Here is a 16,665-nt window from a genome sequence, read left to right as displayed (position 1 = left end):
CAAGTCAATTAGTAAAATTTCAAAACAGCATTGTTAAATGTTCGTTTTGGAATTTTGTTATTTATAATAGTTATAGATTTTGTTTTTTATGCTATAAAAAACAAGATTTTTTAATAATATGTTGATAACTTAAGTGCTTTAGGTAGTATTTTAACGGATATATAATTTGCGTTTTTATATATTTGCGTGTTAGACAAATATTACATTTTTTAGAATAAATTATATGAGCGAAGAAATCAAGAAGAGCAATTATTCAGCAGATAGTATTCAGGCATTAGAGGGAATGGAGCATGTAAGAATGCGTCCATCGATGTATATTGGAGATGTGGGTGTTCGAGGACTACATCATTTGGTTTATGAAGTAGTAGATAACTCTATTGATGAGGCCATGGGAGGGCATTGTGATACCATTGGTGTTGCGATAAACGAAGATGGTTCTGTAAGTGTAGAAGATAATGGTCGTGGTATTCCAGTAGATATACATAAAAAAGAAGGTGTATCAGCATTAGAAGTTGTAATGACTAAAATTGGTGCTGGAGGTAAATTTGATAAAGATTCATATAAAGTCTCTGGAGGTTTGCACGGTGTTGGGGTTTCGGTAGTAAATGCCTTGTCAAATCACCTGCGTGCAACTGTTCACAGTAGTGACGGAAAGATATATGAGCAAGAATATGAAAAAGGAAAAGCTTTGTATCCAGTTAAACAAATTGGAGAAACTACAAAAAGAGGAACTATTGTAACCTTTTTTCCTGACGAAACAATTTTCACACAAACTACAGAGTTCTCTTATGATACTTTGTCAGCACGTATGCGTGAGCTTTCCTTCTTGAATAAAGGAATCACAATTACATTTACTGATAAAAGAGAAGTTGATGAGAAAGGTGAATTTAAAACAGAGATATTTCATTCTGACGAGGGATTAAAAGAATACATTCGTTATCTGGATGGAAACCGTGAGCCAATTATTGCACACGTTATTTCTATGGATCACGAAAAAGGAGAAATCCCTGTAGAAGTAGCTTTGATTTATAATACAAGTTATACAGAGAATATCTTTTCTTATGTAAATAATATTAATACACACGAAGGAGGAACGCACCTGCAAGGTTTTAGAACTGGATTAACGAGATCGTTAAAGAAATATGCAGATGCTTCTGGAATGTTAGACAAATTAAAGTTTGATATTTCTGGAGATGACTTCCGTGAAGGACTTACAGCAATTATTTCGGTAAAAGTAGCTGAACCACAATTTGAGGGGCAAACAAAAACGAAACTAGGAAATAGAGAAGTTGTTTCGCCAGTAAGTCAAGCTGTAAGTGAGATGATTGAGAATTATTTGGAAGAAAATCCAAATGATGCTAGAATCATTGTTCAAAAAGTAATTCTTGCTGCTCAAGCGCGTCATGCTGCTAAGAAAGCGCGTGAAATGGTACAGCGTAAAACCGTTATGGGTGGAGGCGGATTGCCAGGAAAACTTTCAGATTGTTCTGAGCAAGATCCAGCGCGTTGTGAGGTATATCTTGTCGAGGGAGATTCGGCGGGTGGAACTGCAAAACAAGGTCGTGATCGTGCATTTCAAGCAATTTTGCCATTACGTGGTAAGATTTTGAATGTTGAAAAAGCAATGCATCATAAAGTATTTGAAAACGAAGAGATTCGTAATATATTTACTGCTTTAGGAGTTACAGTTGGTACTGCAGAAGATAGTAAAGCATTGAATTTAGAAAAGCTACGTTACCATAAAGTAATTATTATGTGTGATGCCGATGTCGATGGTAGCCACATTTCTACTTTAATATTAACATTCTTTTTCCGTTTTATGAAAGAACTAATAGAAGAAGGGCACGTATATATTGCTGCTCCACCTTTGTATTTGGTTAAAAAAGGGAATAAAAAAGAATATGCATGGAATGATGTTCAACGTGATCAGGCTAATGAAAGAATGGGTGGAAGCGCAGGAATTCAACGTTATAAAGGTCTTGGGGAGATGAATGCGGAGCAATTGTGGGAAACTACCATGGATCCAAGTTTTAGAACTTTACGTCAGGTAAATATTGATAGTTTAGCAGAAGCAGATAGAGTTTTCTCTATGTTAATGGGAGATGAGGTTCCGCCTCGTAGAGAGTTTATCGAGAAGAATGCAGTTTATGCGAAAATTGATGCTTAAAAAAGTTTAATTGTTATATTTGTTTAGTTGACTGTTGCTTATATTAGCTGTCAAGTAAATTGATTAGAATAAGCAATTAACCCAATAAAAAAATTAACTAATAACCGAATAAATTTTAAAATATGAAAGTTACCATTGTAGGAGCAGGAAACGTTGGAGCCACTTGTGCTGACGTTATTTCTTATAGAGGAATTGCAAGCGAAGTAGTATTATTGGATATCAAAGAAGGTTTTGCTGAAGGTAAAGCTTTAGATATTATGCAATGTGCTACAAATACTGGTTTTAATACCAAAGTAACTGGGGTAACAAATGATTATTCTAAAACGGCTGGTAGTGATGTAGTGGTAATTACATCAGGAATTCCTAGAAAACCAGGAATGACTCGCGAAGAATTAATTGGAATCAATGCAGGGATTGTGAAAACAGTTGCTGAAAATGTATTGAAGCATTCACCAAATACAATAATTGTAGTTGTTTCTAACCCTATGGATACAATGACTTATTTGGCATTGAAATCAACAGGATTGCCAAAAAACAGAATAATTGGTATGGGAGGGGCGCTTGATAGTTCTCGTTTTAGAACGTATTTATCTTTGGCGTTAGATAAACCAGCTAATGATATTTCAGCTATGGTAATTGGAGGTCATGGAGATACAACAATGATTCCGTTGACACGTTTAGCTTCATATAACGGTATTCCGGTAACAGAGTTTCTTTCTGAAGAAGTTTTGCAAAAAGTAGCTGCTGATACTATGATGGGTGGAGCTACACTTACAGGGCTTTTAGGTACGTCTGCTTGGTATGCGCCAGGAGCTTCAGTAGCGTATTTGGTTGACAGTATTTTAAATGATCAAAAGAAAATGATAGCATGTTCTGTTTTTGTTGAAGGCGAATACGGGCAAAATGATATTTGTATTGGTGTACCATGTATTATTGGTAAAAATGGTGTTGAAGAAATCTTAGACATCAAATTGAATGACCAAGAAAAAGCATTATTTGCTAAAAGCGCAGATGCAGTTAGAGGAATGAATGACGCTTTAAAGGCGATTTTAGTATAAGATTTACGAGTAAATAGAAGAAGACTGCACTTTTGCAGTCTTTTTTTTGAGATTAATTAATAAATAAATTGGTTAATCTTTTCGTTAATTATATATTTGCTCGGTTTAAAAAAAATGATGTAATTCATAATTCCGTTATTTAGATATGAAAACTTGCTCAAAGGCTTGATTTTGTATGATTTAAAACAAAACAAACTATAAAACATAATTAATTTTTAGTAATAATGCAGAATAAAGGACTTATTAAATTTTTCGCAATTCTATTTGCATTGGTAAGTATTTACCAACTTTCCTTCACTTTTGTCGCTGATAAGGTAAAAAGTGATGCGAAATCTTTCGCAGGAAACGATCCTGATAAAGAATTAAAATATTTGGATTCTATTGGTAAAGAAAAAGTTTTCAATCTAGGATTTACTAGTTTTACTTTTAACGAAGTAAAAGATAAGCAAATCAATAAAGGTCTTGACTTAGAAGGAGGAATTAATGTTATTCTTCAAATTTCTGTAAAAGACGTTTTAAAAGGATTGGCTAATAATTCTAAAAATCCAGTTTTTAATAAGTCATTAGCAGATGCAACAGCAAATCAAAAAGGAAATCAAACGTATTTAGATGCATTTTTTGAAGCGTTTGAAGCAAATTCAAATGGAACAGTAAAATTAGCTTCTCCAGATATCTTTGCTAACAGAAGTTTGCAAGGTGAGGGTGGAATTGATTTCCAAATGAGTGATGCTCAAGTAAAAAAAGTAATCAAAAGAAAAGTTGATGAGTCTGTAGATAGTGCTTTTGGAGTACTAAGAAAACGTATCGATAAATTTGGTGTAACACAGCCAAATATTCAAAAAATTGGAGAAACAGGAAGAATTCTTGTTGAACTTCCAGGTGCTAAAGATGTTGATAGAATCAAGAAATTATTACAAAGTACTGCTCAATTAGAGTTTTGGGAAACGTATAAAATTGAAGAAATGGGTAATTTCTTAATGGCAGCTAACGAAGCCTTAAAGAAAACCGAAATCAATAAAGTTGAAACTAAAGCTGTAGTTAAAGATTCATTGAATGATTTACTTACAGGTGGTAAAGATTCACTTGCTACTAAAAAAGGAAATAATCCTTTATTTGATAAAATTATAGGTCAAGGTGGTGGACCAGTTTTAGGTCTTTTCTCACCAAAAGATACTGCTGTTGTAAACAGTTATTTAAAAAGATCAGATATCAGAGTATTATTAGCTCCGGATCAACATTATGCAAAATTTGTTTGGGGTAAACCAACAGATATTAAAGATGCAAAAGGAAAAGAAATTGAAGCTATTGAATTGTATGCTTTAAAAGGAAATAGAGATAACGTTGCTGCAATGAGTGGTGGTGTTGTAACTGATGCTAAAGATACTTTTGACCAAATGGGTAAACCAGCTGTGTCTATGCAAATGAACAGTCAAGGTGCTAAAGCTTGGGAAGAATTAACAGGAAGAGCATATACTCAAAAAAGTAATATTGCTATTGTCTTAGATGATATCGTATATTCTGCTCCAGGAGTTTCTAGTGGTCCAATTTCAGGAGGAAGATCAGAGATTTCAGGTGTATTTGATGTTACAGAAACTAAAGATTTAGCTAACGTATTAAGAGCTGGTAAATTACCTGCTGCTGCAGATATTGTTCAGTCAGAAGTTGTAGGACCATCCCTAGGTCAGGAAGCTATTGATAATGGAACAACTTCAGCTATCGTAGGTTTACTTTTAGTATCTCTTTGGATGATGATTTATTATGGTAAAGCAGGTTGGTATGCAAATCTTGCATTAGCAGTTAACTTACTTTTCTTATTCGGTATTTTGGCAAGTTTAGGAGCAGTTCTTACTTTACCAGGTATTGCAGGTATCGTATTAACAATGGGAACAGCTGTAGATGCGAATATTATTATATACGAAAGAGCAAAAGAAGAATTGCGAGCAGGTAAAACACTTGACGAAGCAATTAAAACTTCATATAGCTGGAGAGGTGCAATGTCATCTATTACAGATGCAAACGTAACGCATATTTTAACTGGAGCTGTATTATTCATATTTGGTTCAGGACCAATTAAAGGTTTTGCTACTACTTTATTGATTGGTATTATTACCTCTTTATTTACTTCTATCTTTATCGCTAGAATATTTATTGACAGAAATATTAGTAGAAAGAATGATTTAACATTCGTAACTAATTTCTCTAAAAATATGTTTAATAACTTCCATTTTGATTTCTTAGGAGTTAAAAAATGGACTTATTTATTCTCAAGTGTTGTTGTTGTTGTGAGTATTGTATCATTGTGCATAAACGGACTTGATCAAGGTGTAGATTTTGTTGGAGGAAGAACATTCCAAATTCGTTTTGAAAAACCTGTTCAGGCAGAAGTTGTTAAAGATGAATTAGCTGTAGTTTTTGGTAGTGCTGAAGCAAAAGTTTTTGGTAAAGACAACCAATTAAAAATTACAACTAAATACAAAGTTGCTGAGCACGGTGTTAAAGCTGACGAAGAAGTAAATAAATTGTTGTTTGATAATTTGAAAAAATATTATTCTGATGGTTTAACTTATGATAAATTTGTTAATGCTTATGAAGGTAAAAAACTAGGAATAGTACAAGCTTCAAAAGTAGGGCCGGCAGTTGCAGAAGATATTAAAACAAACGCTTATTGGGCTGTACTTGGAGCAATGGCAATTGTATTCTTATATTTAATGATTAGTTTTAGAAAATGGCAATTTAGCTTAGGTGCAATCGCAGCTATTGCTCATGATGTTATCTTCGTATTAGGTATTTATTCATTATGTTATAAATTCATGCCATTTGGTATGGAGGTAGATCAACACTTTATTGCGGCGATCCTTACCGTTATTGGTTACTCAATGAATGATACGGTTATTGTATTTGACAGGGTTCGTGAATTCTTAGCAGGAAAAACAAAAGGTTCTTTTGAGCAGATTGTAAATGACTCTATTAATACAACAATGTCAAGAACTATCAATACTTCATTAACGATGATCGTGGTATTATTAATCATGTTTATTTTTGGTGGAGAATCAATTAGAGGATTTATCTTCGCTATGTTGGTAGGTATTATTGTAGGAACATATTCTTCATTATTTATTGCAACTCCAGTTTTAGTAGATTCTATCTCTTCTGCTGATAAGATTGCTATAGAAGAAAGACATAAAAATGCTGAATAATAATTGTATTATTATTTAATGAAAGGATCCAATGAAAATTGGATCCTTTTTTTTTTGAGTGAAAGTTTTTGAAATGTTGAGAAATTCAAATTGAGTAGGTGCGGGCTTAATATGCTAATATGTTAGATCAAGCTTAAGCATTGTTCAATTTACAATACAAATGCAATCTAATCATTCGGAGTAACGTAGGATTCCAGAAGTGTTATGAAATTTTTGGATATGATATGATTGTTGTTATTATAGCAATAAGGAAAGTAATTAGCTTAATAGAATCACAATTGTCATATCAATGTAATGTAGTTTTGTTGTATTGTTTAGCTGAAATGAAATGTTTTTATTAGGTGATAGGTATATGATTATTTGATAAGATTGAGGAAGGAAGGGAAGATTGTTTTATAAGATCAAATTATGAAGTGTAAAATGAGATTAAATACTAAAAATAGAGACTAGCAAATATATAGAAACAAAAAAAGACCCGATACTCTCATATGAAGGTATCGGGTCTCTTTATTTGTATGTGTTTATTGTTTATAAAGAAGCTTTTTTATTTGCTCTAATCATAAAGTAAGTTCCAACTATTATAAACGGAATACTTAGCCACTGTCCTGTTGAAAATAGGCCTAATTCGCTTTCAATACCGCCTTGACTTTCTTTTACAAATTCGACTATAAAACGAACAACAAATAAAAGTACTAAAAACAATCCGAACAAAAATCCAGGTTTTTGACTTGCATTTGTTTTCCAGTATAAATAGTAAAGGATTGCAAAAACAAAAATGTAGCAAAAACCTTCATATAGTTGCGCTGGATGTTTTACAGGAACCTGTGCTAATAAATCAGCAAATTTAGGATCTGTTGCAATAGCAGTATATGCGTCTTTTGGATTGGCAATTTGAGTTTTGTTTACCGCATCGTTTTTACTGAAATATTCATGTAAAAAACGAATTCCAAAAACAGAATCTGTTTCGTTTCCTGTGATTTCTGAATTAAAGAAATTACCTAAACGTACAAATATTGCCCCACTGGCAACAGGAATTACAACTCTGTCTAATATCCATAATAAAGGACGTTTTAATATCTTTTTGCTGTAATAGTACATTGCAATTATAATTGCGATTGCTGCACCATGACTAGCTAATCCTTGGTATCCTGTGAATTCAAAATTTGGACTAAAGCGGAAAGGTAAAAAGATTTCAGAAACATGATTTCTATAATATTCCCAATCGTAAAATAAAACGTGACCTAAACGTGCTCCAACTAAAGTTGCTAAAACAGTCCAGATAAATAAAGAGTCTAATTTGTCGATTGGTTCATTTTCACGTTCGAAAATTTGTTTCATTATGTACCATCCTAATCCAAAAGCAATTACGAACATTAGGCTGTAATATCGAATCATAAAAAAACCTAAATCAATTCCTTCCGAAGGATTCCAAACAATGTTTAAAGCGTGTATCATGTAGTAGTATATTTTTATGTTGTAAAAATAAATATTTAAAGTAAAGTTATACTTTATAAAAAGTTAATGTTTGTGTTTGCATTTCTTTTCAGGGACAGGATCGTAGCCACTTCTTCCCCACGGATGGCAGCTGAGTATTCGTTTGACTCCTAGATAGCCACCATAAAATAAACCATGAGCTTGCAAGGCTTCAATCATATAGCTGGAGCATGTTGGTTCAAAACGGCAAGCCGCAGGGGTAAAGGGGGAAATCGCATTTTGGTAAAACCGTACAAGTAAAACAAATGGATATATGAGGATTTTCATCACTTAAGCTTGTAGATTACACGATTTTTGAAATAAAGGAACGAAAAAATGCTTATACATATTTGATTTTTTAAATAAATTAAACAGTTTCAATTTTCATTTCGGAGGATAATCAAGTATCGTTAATCGTATAATTCAAAAATCATTAATTGCTTAATGAAATTTAATTATTTTGGCTAATTGACACTAAATAAAGTTCCATCTTTACCATCTTTTAGTTGAATACCTAATTCAATCAATTGATCTCTAATTTGATCAGAAAGTGCAAAATCTTTATCAGCTCTTGCTTGATTTCTCATTTCAATTAGCATTGTTACAACACCTTCCAATTTATCATTGTTGGTGTCTGAGGCTTTTTCATCTTTAAGTCCTAAAACATCAAATACAAATGCTTTTAATGAAGTTGTTAGGTTGTTTAGATCTTCAGAGGTAATAGTTTCCTTTTTCTCTTTTAATAAATTAACATAACGAACGGCTTCAAATAATTGCGCGATTAAAATAGGAGTGTTAAAATCATCATTCATGGCATCGTAGCATAATTGTTTCCAGCTAGCAATGTTAATTGATGAAGTAGCGCTTGGAGTAATCGAATCTAATGAATCCATAGCTTCCATTAATCGTTTGTATCCTTTTTCGGCTGCAACAATAGCATCATCCGAAAAATCTAAGATGCTTCGGTAATGAGCTTGCAACATAAAAAAACGAGCTACAGAAGCTGAGAATGGTTTGCTAAGAATAGTATTTTCTCCACTCAAAATCTCACCAGGTAAAATATTATTCCCAGTTGATTTTGCCATTTTCTTTCCGTTTAGAGTAAGCATATTGGCATGCATCCAATAATTTACTGGACTCTGACCAGTACAAGCTTCGTTTTGTGCAATTTCACATTCATGATGTGGGAATTTTAAATCCATTCCACCACCGTGAATATCAAAATGATTTCCTAAATATTTAGTACTCATTGCAGTACATTCAAGATGCCAACCAGGAAAACCATCGCTCCAAGGTGAAGGCCATCTCATTATATGTTGGGGTTCTGCTTTTTTCCAAAGAGCAAAATCCTGAGGGTTTCTTTTGTCTGATTGACCGTCAAGATCGCGTGTATTAGCTAGCATATCTTCGATATTTCGCCCACTTAATATACCGTAATTGTTGGTTTCGTTATATTTTACAACATCAAAATATACTGATCCGTTTGCTTCGTAACCAATTCCAGTGTCGATTATTTTTTTGACAATTTCAATTTGTTCAATAATATGACCAGTTGCAGTAGGTTCAATACTAGGAGGTAAAAAATTAAAAGCTTTAAGGATGTCATGAAAATCTACAGTATAACGCTGTACAATTTCCATTGGTTCCAATTGTTCTAAACGTGCTTTTTTTGCAATTTTATCTTCTCCTTCATCTACATCATCAACAATATGACCAACATCAGTAATATTTCGTACATAGCGTACCTTGTAATTCAAATGCAAAAAATACCTAAAAATCACATCAAATGACATAAAAGTTCTCACATTCCCTAAGTGTACATTGCTGTAAACCGTTGGCCCGCAAACATACATTCCAACATTTCCTTCATGAATAGGATTGAAATTCTCTTTTTCACCCGAAAGCGAATTGTATATTTTTAGATGTTGACTTGTATATAAAGGCATGTTGTTTTACTATTTGATTGTTTTAATTGTTGATTTGTTTAATCGTGTAAACATTTATCGCTAGCTGTATTTTGTTCTTTTGAAAGATAGTATTTTTTTAAACTATTTATCTGATTGCAAATTTTTTCAATTTTTCCTCGACAATTTATATAATCATCTTCTGATATATAATTTAAATCCTTTGATATAATTAAATGATTTAAAGTCTCCATTGCAGATGAATATGAAATAGTTAAAAAATGTGCTTTGTCTTTATTTGTATTTCTCGAAGTTCCTTCGGCAATATTTGTTGTTATTGACGATGAACTTCTTTTTATTTGAGAAGTTATTCCAAATGTTTCATTTGAAGGGAAATTACTAGTCAATTTATAAATATCCAAAACAAACATTCTTGAGTTCTGCCAAACTTCTAACTTTTCAAATGAAAAAACGTACATTCTTTTTAGCTTTATTTGTTTAGCTGTTTTCGATTAAACGATTGAACAAATAAACAATTAATCAGAATTTAAAACTGAGTTTCTAATTTAATGTAGTCCAAAAATTCTCTTCTTGTTTGAGGATCTTTAAATTTACCGCCAAATTCAGATGTTACAGTACTGCTTTCAATATCTTTAATTCCTCTTGAGTTTACACAAAGGTGCTTTGCGTCTATAACGCAGGCTACATCTTCAGTGCCAAGGGCTCTTTGTAATTCCTGAACGATTTGCATAGTTAAGCGCTCTTGTACCTGAGGTCTTTTAGAGTAATACTCAACAATTCGGTTCATTTTTGATAGACCAATTACTCTTCCATTAGAGATGTAAGCAACATGAGCTCTTCCTATAATTGGTAATAAATGGTGTTCGCAGGTAGAATAAAGCGTAATGTTTTTTTCAACCAACATCTCGCCATACTTATAATTATTATCAAAAGTAGATGCTTTAGGTTTTCTTACAGGATTAAGTCCTCCAAAAATTTCTTTAACAAACATTTTGGCTACTCTATTTGGAGTGCCTTTTAAACTGTCGTCTGTTAAGTCCATTCCAAGTGTAATCAGAATATTTTCAACATCTTTCTTTATTTTTTCAATTTTTTCATCGTCAGTAATTGCAAAAGCATCTTCTCTAATTGGGTTTTGCGCACTTGATCCGATATGATTGTCACCTATTTCGTCTAAAAAATCTTCGTTATTTATCATTAAAAACTACTATTATAATGGGTATATCTTTTTGAGTGCGTAAAGATAATTAATAAAAGGGAAACAGTTTCTATCGTTTCTACTATTTAATGTGCAGTTTTTAGATATAAATTAATTCTGGAACCCGTATGTGCCTAAAACAGAAATGACAACAACTTTTAATCGTTGTTGCCATTTGCATTTTATTAACTATTTGTTTTTTTTATTGCCTCCTATTTTTTAGCATTATATACTAAAAGTGCCTCTTTTAAAACAGTAACAGCTTGAATTAAATCTTCTTTGTTTAAGACATATGCAATACGTACTTGGTTTAATCCCATCCCTGGAGTTGAGTAAAACCCTGCAGCAGGAGCAATCATTACAGTTTTACCGTTATAATCGTAACTTTCTAATAGCCATTGTGCAAAAACGTCTGCATTATCAATGGGTAATTGAGCAATACAATAAAATGCTCCTTTAGGTTTGGTAACTATAACTCCTTCTATTTTATTAAGCTCAGTGATTAAAGTATCTCTTCGCTCTCTGTATTCAGAAATTACTTCGTCAAAATAACTTTGTGGAGTGTCAATAGCTGCTTCACATGCAATTTGTTCAATAGTAGGCGGACTTAAACGAGCTTGAGCAAATTTCATTACTGTCGCAATAACATCTTTATTTTTCGAGATTAAACAGCCAATTCTAGCGCCACACATACTGTAACGTTTAGAAACTGAATCAACCATAATTACGTTTTGTTCGATACCTTTTAGGTTCATTACAGAATAATGAATATCGCCATCGTAGGTAAACTCACGATACACTTCGTCGGCAATTAAATACAAATCATGTTTCTTAACTAAATCTGCTAATTGCAAAATTTCAGACTCAGAATATAAATATCCAGTTGGATTTCCTGGATTACATATTAGTATAGCTTTAGTTTTTGGCGTAATCAGTTTTTCGAAAGAAGCAATGCTAGGTAAAGCAAATGCTGTTTCAATACTTGAAATTACAGGAACTACAGTTGCACCTGTTGATGCTGAAAAAGCATTGTAATTAGCATAAAAAGGTTCCGGAATGATAATTTCGTCTCCTGGATCGGTAATTGTTGCTAATGCAAAAAGTAAAGCTTCAGAACCTCCGGTTGTAATAATTATATCTTCCTTGTTTACACTTACGTTCTGATGTTGGTAAAATTGAGCTAGTTTTTTTCTATAACTTTCATAGCCCGCAGATGGACTATATTCAATAATACTTAAATCAATATTTTTTATGGCCGCGATGGCGACTTCGGGGGTTTTTATATCAGGTTGACCAATGTTTAAGTGATACACTTTGTGCCCTTTTTTCTTAGCTATATCAGCATAAGGAGCAAGTTTTCGTATCGGTGATTCGGGCATGTTTTTGCCTTTGCTTGAAATTTTTGGCATGATCTAAATTATTGAAGTGCAAATTTGCATTTTTTTTTCGAATTTAACGTAAACAATATATGTAGTTGTGAATTTGTATTAATTAACTAAAATTTTAGTATTTTTATAAGAAATACTCTTAATGAAAAGAAAATTTACTTTGTTTTTTTTGCAAATAATCACCTTTACTGCATTTGCACAACAGGGATTTGTTATTGATGAGCATACAGATAGAGTTACTATTCCTTTTAAGTTAATAAATAATTTAATTTTTATACCTATAAACGTCAATGGTGTTGAACTAAATTTTTTATTAGATTCGGGAGTAGATGATACTGTACTTTTTAGTTTAGAAGATAAAAAAGAGGTGCGATTCTTTAATATTGAGAAAATAAAACTAAGAGGTTTAGGGATTGAAGAATCTATCGAAGGTTTAAAGTCGACTAATAATACATTAGAAGTAAATGGTTTAAAATCTACCAATAACCTATTGTATATTATATTAGATCAGGAATTTAATTTATCATCACATATAGGTATTCCTGTAAATGGAATTATTGGCTATCGTTTTTTTCAAAATAATCTGGTTGAGATAAATTATCAAAATAAAAAAGTAACCGTCTATCGAGATACTGCTAAGTATAGAAAAAAATTAGAGAAAAAATTCAAAAATATTCCAATCACAATCGAGAGAGCAAAACCTTATCTTTATTCAAATGTAGTTATTGATAGTGTAGGAATTCCTGCAAAGCTGCTAATTGATACAGGAAATAGTGACTCTTTTTGGGTCTTCCAAAATCCAAAGATTAAATTGCCAAAGAAAAACTTTGAAGATTATTTAGGAAAAGGATTCAGTGGTGATATTGAGGGAAGAAGAGCTAGAATTTCTAAATTTTCTATTGGAGATTTCGATTTCATACATCCCATTGTTGCTTTTCCAGATTCAAGTTCCATTCGAAACGTAAAAATGGTTCCTGATAGGATAGGATCGGTTGGGGGAGAGATATTAAGACGATTTACAGTAGTTTTTGATTACGAAAATCAAAAAATGTACTTCAAGAAAAATAGAGAGTTCTCTCATCCTTTTACATATAATAAAAGTGGAATCATTATCCAGCATAACGGATTGCAATGGGTGCAAGAAACGGTACATCTGGAAACTGTTCCTATGGGAGGTGAAACTTTTGATAAGAATGGAACAAAAATCAGTAATGATTTTAGATATAAATTTCAGTTAAAACCAGTTTTCGAAATTGCTAATATTCGAAAAAAATCTGCAGCAGAACGTTCAGGCTTAAGAATCGGGGATGTGATTATTAGTATTAATAAAAATAAGGCGTACAGATATTCATTACAGCAAATAAATACATTACTAAAATCTGAAGATGATATATGGATAAGTTTGGAAGTTGAGAGAGACAGTCAAATTCTAAAATTCAGGTTTCGATTAACGGATGAGTTGTAATGTTGTTTAATGATTTTGTTAATGTAAATGTTTTAAATTACTGAAATATAATATTTTTTTTGTTTTCGTCTGTTAATTATTAAAAAATCTGCGTTTTTGGTATTAAGGAATTGATTTACTATTTTTAACAAAAAATTAATAATTATATATGTCTAAAAAATACTTTGTTGAACTAAAGTTGCTTTTGTTTTTTCTAGCTTTATTTTTATTACCTACCAAAAATTTCGGGCAATGTGCGGGTTTGGATACCAAAACTAGCATATGTGATATTCCTAATCCAACGAGTCAAACTGTTGATTTATTTGGATTGTTAGATGGAAATCCTATAGCTGGAGGTACTTGGACAGATGATGATCTCTCGCAAGCATTAGATAGCGCTACGGGGATTTTGAATGCCCAACTAATAAGGAAAAGTGGTTTTTATAGATTTACTTATACCGTTTCTGGAGTACCAGGCTGTACTGATAACTCGGCAACAATTACAGTTGCTATTGGAGGATATCCGGGTGTTTCAGGTCCTACTGGGGCAGCATGTACAGATGCTACTGCATATGATTTATTTCATGTTTTTAATGGAGCTTTTTTAAGTCCACAATCTAATGGAAAATGGTATAATAATACAAAAGCAAGTCCTGTTACTGGTAGTATTATTGATCCTAAAGATTTAGGAGTAGGTACTTATCAGTTTACATACTCATTTCCAGCGATAGGAGATTGTGCAGGACCTGTTTCTTCAACAGTATTTGTTACTGTTTATAGAGCACCAGAAGCAGGTGTTCCAGCTAATATACTAGCATGTGATAGTGATGATTTATCAATCTATTCTAATTTGGATTTAAATAGCCGGCTTTCTGGAGAAGATGCTAATGGCGAATGGACAGATAATGAAAACACAGGTGAAATAACATCAATAAAAGATCATTTTATTGATGTACAAAGAATTTATAATACTTTTGGAGAAGGTACTTATACCTTTACTTACACAGTTAGCAATACTCCGCATCCTATATGTAAAATTGATTTTGCAACAGTAAGAATACGAATTGAAAAAAGAATTGATCTTACAGGAGCAACATTGGTTGTTAGTTCAGATATATGTGAACCAGATATGCTTAGAGCCACTTATTCAGCAAAGCTTACTAGTGGAACCAAAGTTATTCCCAATGGACAATACAATATTACGTATAAAATATCAGGTCCAACATCGGCAACAAATACTGAATTGTTGACTATTAGTAACGGTTCTGTAACTTTTTCGTTGCCATCAATATTTTTTCAAAAGGTAGGCCAGTTTAAAATTGAAATTACCGAATTTACTCCTTTTACATCTGAAGGAGCGTGTACTACTATAATTGATGATTTATCAGACGTTTTAACTATTTATCCAATTCCTAAGCTTGATTCGGCAAAAATAAAAATCGATCCAGTTTGTCAAAATAAAAGTGCGCTGGTACAAATTACAGGAGCTTCAAGTCTTCCAGATGGGAGATACAGTATTATTTATAAATTAACGGGGGCAAATAATACCAATGCACAAGTAGTTTCGATTACTGTTGTAAACGGAGCAGCAAATTTTATAATACCATCAACTTTAACTGCTAAGGATGGAAATTCATTAGTTACAATTACAAATATTACAAATACTCTTGTTGGTTGTACCAATGCTGCAAATGTATCTGGAAACATGGTGGTTAATCCGTTGCCTAAATCAATTGATATTAAGATAGAAATAAAAGATTATTGTTTAAATGAACCAGTACCAGTTTCGATTTCAGGACTCGGAACTTTAAAAGATATTACAATTTCATATACTATTTCGGGAAGTAATTTGACTACAGCACAAACAATAGCCTTAGCTGTGTTAAGTGGGAAAGGAAGTTTTATTATTCCTCAAAATTTACTCATTAATACGGGGGCAACTAGAGTTACAATTACAAAAGTTACTAATAATGAAACAACTTGTGATATTGTACCTACAGGTTTATTCGATGATTTTTTAATAAACTCAATTCCGATTGCGCCAACGACTAGTTCTCAAATATTTTGTAAATCAGATGGAGCTACAGTTGCTAACTTAGCACCTAACGGAACGCAATATAAATGGTATGATTCAGTCATGGCTACTACACCTTTGTCTGCCTCAACGATATTGGTATCTGGAAATTATTACGTTAAAGAAACAGCGCTTTCTGGAGGATGTATATCGCCAGCAAGTTTAAGTATTGTTACTATAAATGATATACCAGCACCAGTACTAAAACTAAAAGGGCAAGACTTTTGCGGAATAAATAATCCTACAATTGCTGATTTATCTAACAATACTAATGCGCCTACTTCGATAGTTTGGTATGATGCTCAAGATAACGGAAACCAGTTAACCAATGCAACTTTGCTTCAGGACAATGCAACTTATTATGGGTTTGAATATTCAACCACGATAAATTGTTTTTCGAATGATGTTTTGATAGTAAAAGTTTCGCTTACAAATTGTTCTACTACAGAATATGCTGATTTCTTTATTCCCGACGGGTTTTCTCCAAATGGAGATGGTACAAACGATACTTATGCAATTCCCGATATAGACTTTTTATATCCCGATTATACACTCGAAATTTATAATAGATATGGGAACTTAATGTTTAAAGGCAATAAAAATAAACCAGATTGGGATGGTAAAAATTCTGATTCTAAAATAATTGATGGAGTAGCTCCAAATGGTGTTTATTTTTATGTTGTCCATTTTAATAAAGATAACAGGCCGCCTTTACAAGGTCGTCTTTATTTAAATCGATAA

11 protein-coding genes are annotated in these 16,665 nt (G+C 32.4%); 5 read left to right on the top strand and 6 right to left on the bottom strand.

What is annotated here, in order from left to right; translation table 11 throughout:
• Nucleotides 1–223: 223 nt before the first annotated feature.
• From gyrB to secDF, 3 genes are all read left to right on the top strand, one after another.
• Nucleotides 224–2,167, top strand: coding sequence for a DNA topoisomerase (ATP-hydrolyzing) subunit B (gene gyrB, locus OIU80_RS01125; RefSeq protein WP_264285274.1), 1,944 nt, complete (start codon nucleotides 224–226; stop codon nucleotides 2,165–2,167).
• Nucleotides 2,168–2,289: 122 nt separating this feature from the next.
• A complete protein-coding gene (gene mdh, locus OIU80_RS01120; RefSeq protein ID WP_264285273.1) occupies nucleotides 2,290–3,225 on the top strand; it encodes a malate dehydrogenase in 936 nt (311 codons plus the stop codon).
• A gap of 224 nt (nucleotides 3,226–3,449) precedes the next feature.
• Complete coding sequence (gene secDF, locus OIU80_RS01115; RefSeq protein WP_264285272.1) at nucleotides 3,450–6,422, top strand: protein translocase subunit SecDF; 2,973 nt, start codon at nucleotides 3,450–3,452, stop codon at nucleotides 6,420–6,422.
• Between the two features lie 528 nt (nucleotides 6,423–6,950).
• Here the strand turns inward: secDF and lgt are convergent.
• The 6 genes from lgt to OIU80_RS01085 form a co-directional block, all read right to left on the bottom strand.
• On the bottom strand, nucleotides 6,951–7,877 hold the full coding sequence (lgt, locus tag OIU80_RS01110) for a prolipoprotein diacylglyceryl transferase (protein WP_264285271.1): 927 nt from the start codon (nucleotides 7,875–7,877) through the stop codon (nucleotides 6,951–6,953).
• Between the two features lie 63 nt (nucleotides 7,878–7,940).
• A complete protein-coding gene (gene yidD, locus OIU80_RS01105; RefSeq protein ID WP_264285270.1) occupies nucleotides 7,941–8,183 on the bottom strand; it encodes a membrane protein insertion efficiency factor YidD in 243 nt (80 codons plus the stop codon).
• A 176-nt stretch (nucleotides 8,184–8,359) separates the two neighbouring features.
• Nucleotides 8,360–9,841, bottom strand: coding sequence for a cysteine--tRNA ligase (gene cysS, locus OIU80_RS01100; protein ID WP_264285269.1), 1,482 nt, complete (start codon nucleotides 9,839–9,841; stop codon nucleotides 8,360–8,362).
• Between the two features lie 38 nt (nucleotides 9,842–9,879).
• Nucleotides 9,880–10,278: a four helix bundle protein gene (locus OIU80_RS01095; protein ID WP_264285268.1), complete on the bottom strand. Its 399-nt coding sequence runs from the start codon at nucleotides 10,276–10,278 to the stop codon at nucleotides 9,880–9,882.
• Between the two features lie 68 nt (nucleotides 10,279–10,346).
• The gene (folE, locus tag OIU80_RS01090; protein WP_129537629.1) at nucleotides 10,347–11,018 is read right to left on the bottom strand and encodes a GTP cyclohydrolase I FolE; all 672 of its coding nucleotides are present in this window, start codon (nucleotides 11,016–11,018) and stop codon (nucleotides 10,347–10,349) included.
• A 212-nt stretch (nucleotides 11,019–11,230) separates the two neighbouring features.
• On the bottom strand, nucleotides 11,231–12,427 hold the full coding sequence (locus OIU80_RS01085) for a pyridoxal phosphate-dependent aminotransferase (protein WP_264285267.1): 1,197 nt from the start codon (nucleotides 12,425–12,427) through the stop codon (nucleotides 11,231–11,233).
• 121 nt (nucleotides 12,428–12,548) lie between these two features.
• On the opposite strand from OIU80_RS01085, the gene OIU80_RS01080 reads away from it, so the two are divergent.
• Together OIU80_RS01080 and OIU80_RS01075 are read left to right on the top strand one after the other, a co-directional pair.
• Entirely contained in the window at nucleotides 12,549–13,871 is a 1,323-nt protein-coding gene (locus OIU80_RS01080; RefSeq protein WP_264285266.1) for a pepsin/retropepsin-like aspartic protease family protein, read from the top strand.
• A gap of 148 nt (nucleotides 13,872–14,019) precedes the next feature.
• Nucleotides 14,020–16,665: a gliding motility-associated C-terminal domain-containing protein gene (locus OIU80_RS01075; RefSeq protein ID WP_264285265.1), complete on the top strand. Its 2,646-nt coding sequence runs from the start codon at nucleotides 14,020–14,022 to the stop codon at nucleotides 16,663–16,665.

The sequence above is a fragment of the Flavobacterium frigoritolerans genome (assembly GCF_025847275.1).
Taxonomy (GTDB): domain Bacteria; phylum Bacteroidota; class Bacteroidia; order Flavobacteriales; family Flavobacteriaceae; genus Flavobacterium; species Flavobacterium frigoritolerans.
This window is presented reverse-complemented; position numbering and strand designations above follow the sequence as displayed.

What these genes read in the sequence shown, in the direction of transcription:
- gyrB (WP_264285274.1), top strand. Translation starts at nt 224, where the DNA reads ATGAGCGAAGAAATCAAGAAGAGCAATTATTCAGCAGATAGTATTCAG.
- mdh (WP_264285273.1), top strand. Translation starts at nt 2,290, where the DNA reads ATGAAAGTTACCATTGTAGGAGCAGGAAACGTTGGAGCCACTTGTGCT.
- secDF (WP_264285272.1), top strand. Translation starts at nt 3,450, where the DNA reads ATGCAGAATAAAGGACTTATTAAATTTTTCGCAATTCTATTTGCATTG.
- lgt (WP_264285271.1), bottom strand. Translation starts at nt 7,877, where the DNA reads ATGATACACGCTTTAAACATTGTTTGGAATCCTTCGGAAGGAATTGAT.
- yidD (WP_264285270.1), bottom strand. Translation starts at nt 8,183, where the DNA reads ATGAAAATCCTCATATATCCATTTGTTTTACTTGTACGGTTTTACCAA.
- cysS (WP_264285269.1), bottom strand. Translation starts at nt 9,841, where the DNA reads ATGCCTTTATATACAAGTCAACATCTAAAAATATACAATTCGCTTTCG.
- OIU80_RS01095 (WP_264285268.1), bottom strand. Translation starts at nt 10,278, where the DNA reads ATGTACGTTTTTTCATTTGAAAAGTTAGAAGTTTGGCAGAACTCAAGA.
- folE (WP_129537629.1), bottom strand. Translation starts at nt 11,018, where the DNA reads ATGATAAATAACGAAGATTTTTTAGACGAAATAGGTGACAATCATATC.
- OIU80_RS01085 (WP_264285267.1), bottom strand. Translation starts at nt 12,427, where the DNA reads ATGCCAAAAATTTCAAGCAAAGGCAAAAACATGCCCGAATCACCGATA.
- OIU80_RS01080 (WP_264285266.1), top strand. Translation starts at nt 12,549, where the DNA reads ATGAAAAGAAAATTTACTTTGTTTTTTTTGCAAATAATCACCTTTACT.
- OIU80_RS01075 (WP_264285265.1), top strand. Translation starts at nt 14,020, where the DNA reads ATGTCTAAAAAATACTTTGTTGAACTAAAGTTGCTTTTGTTTTTTCTA.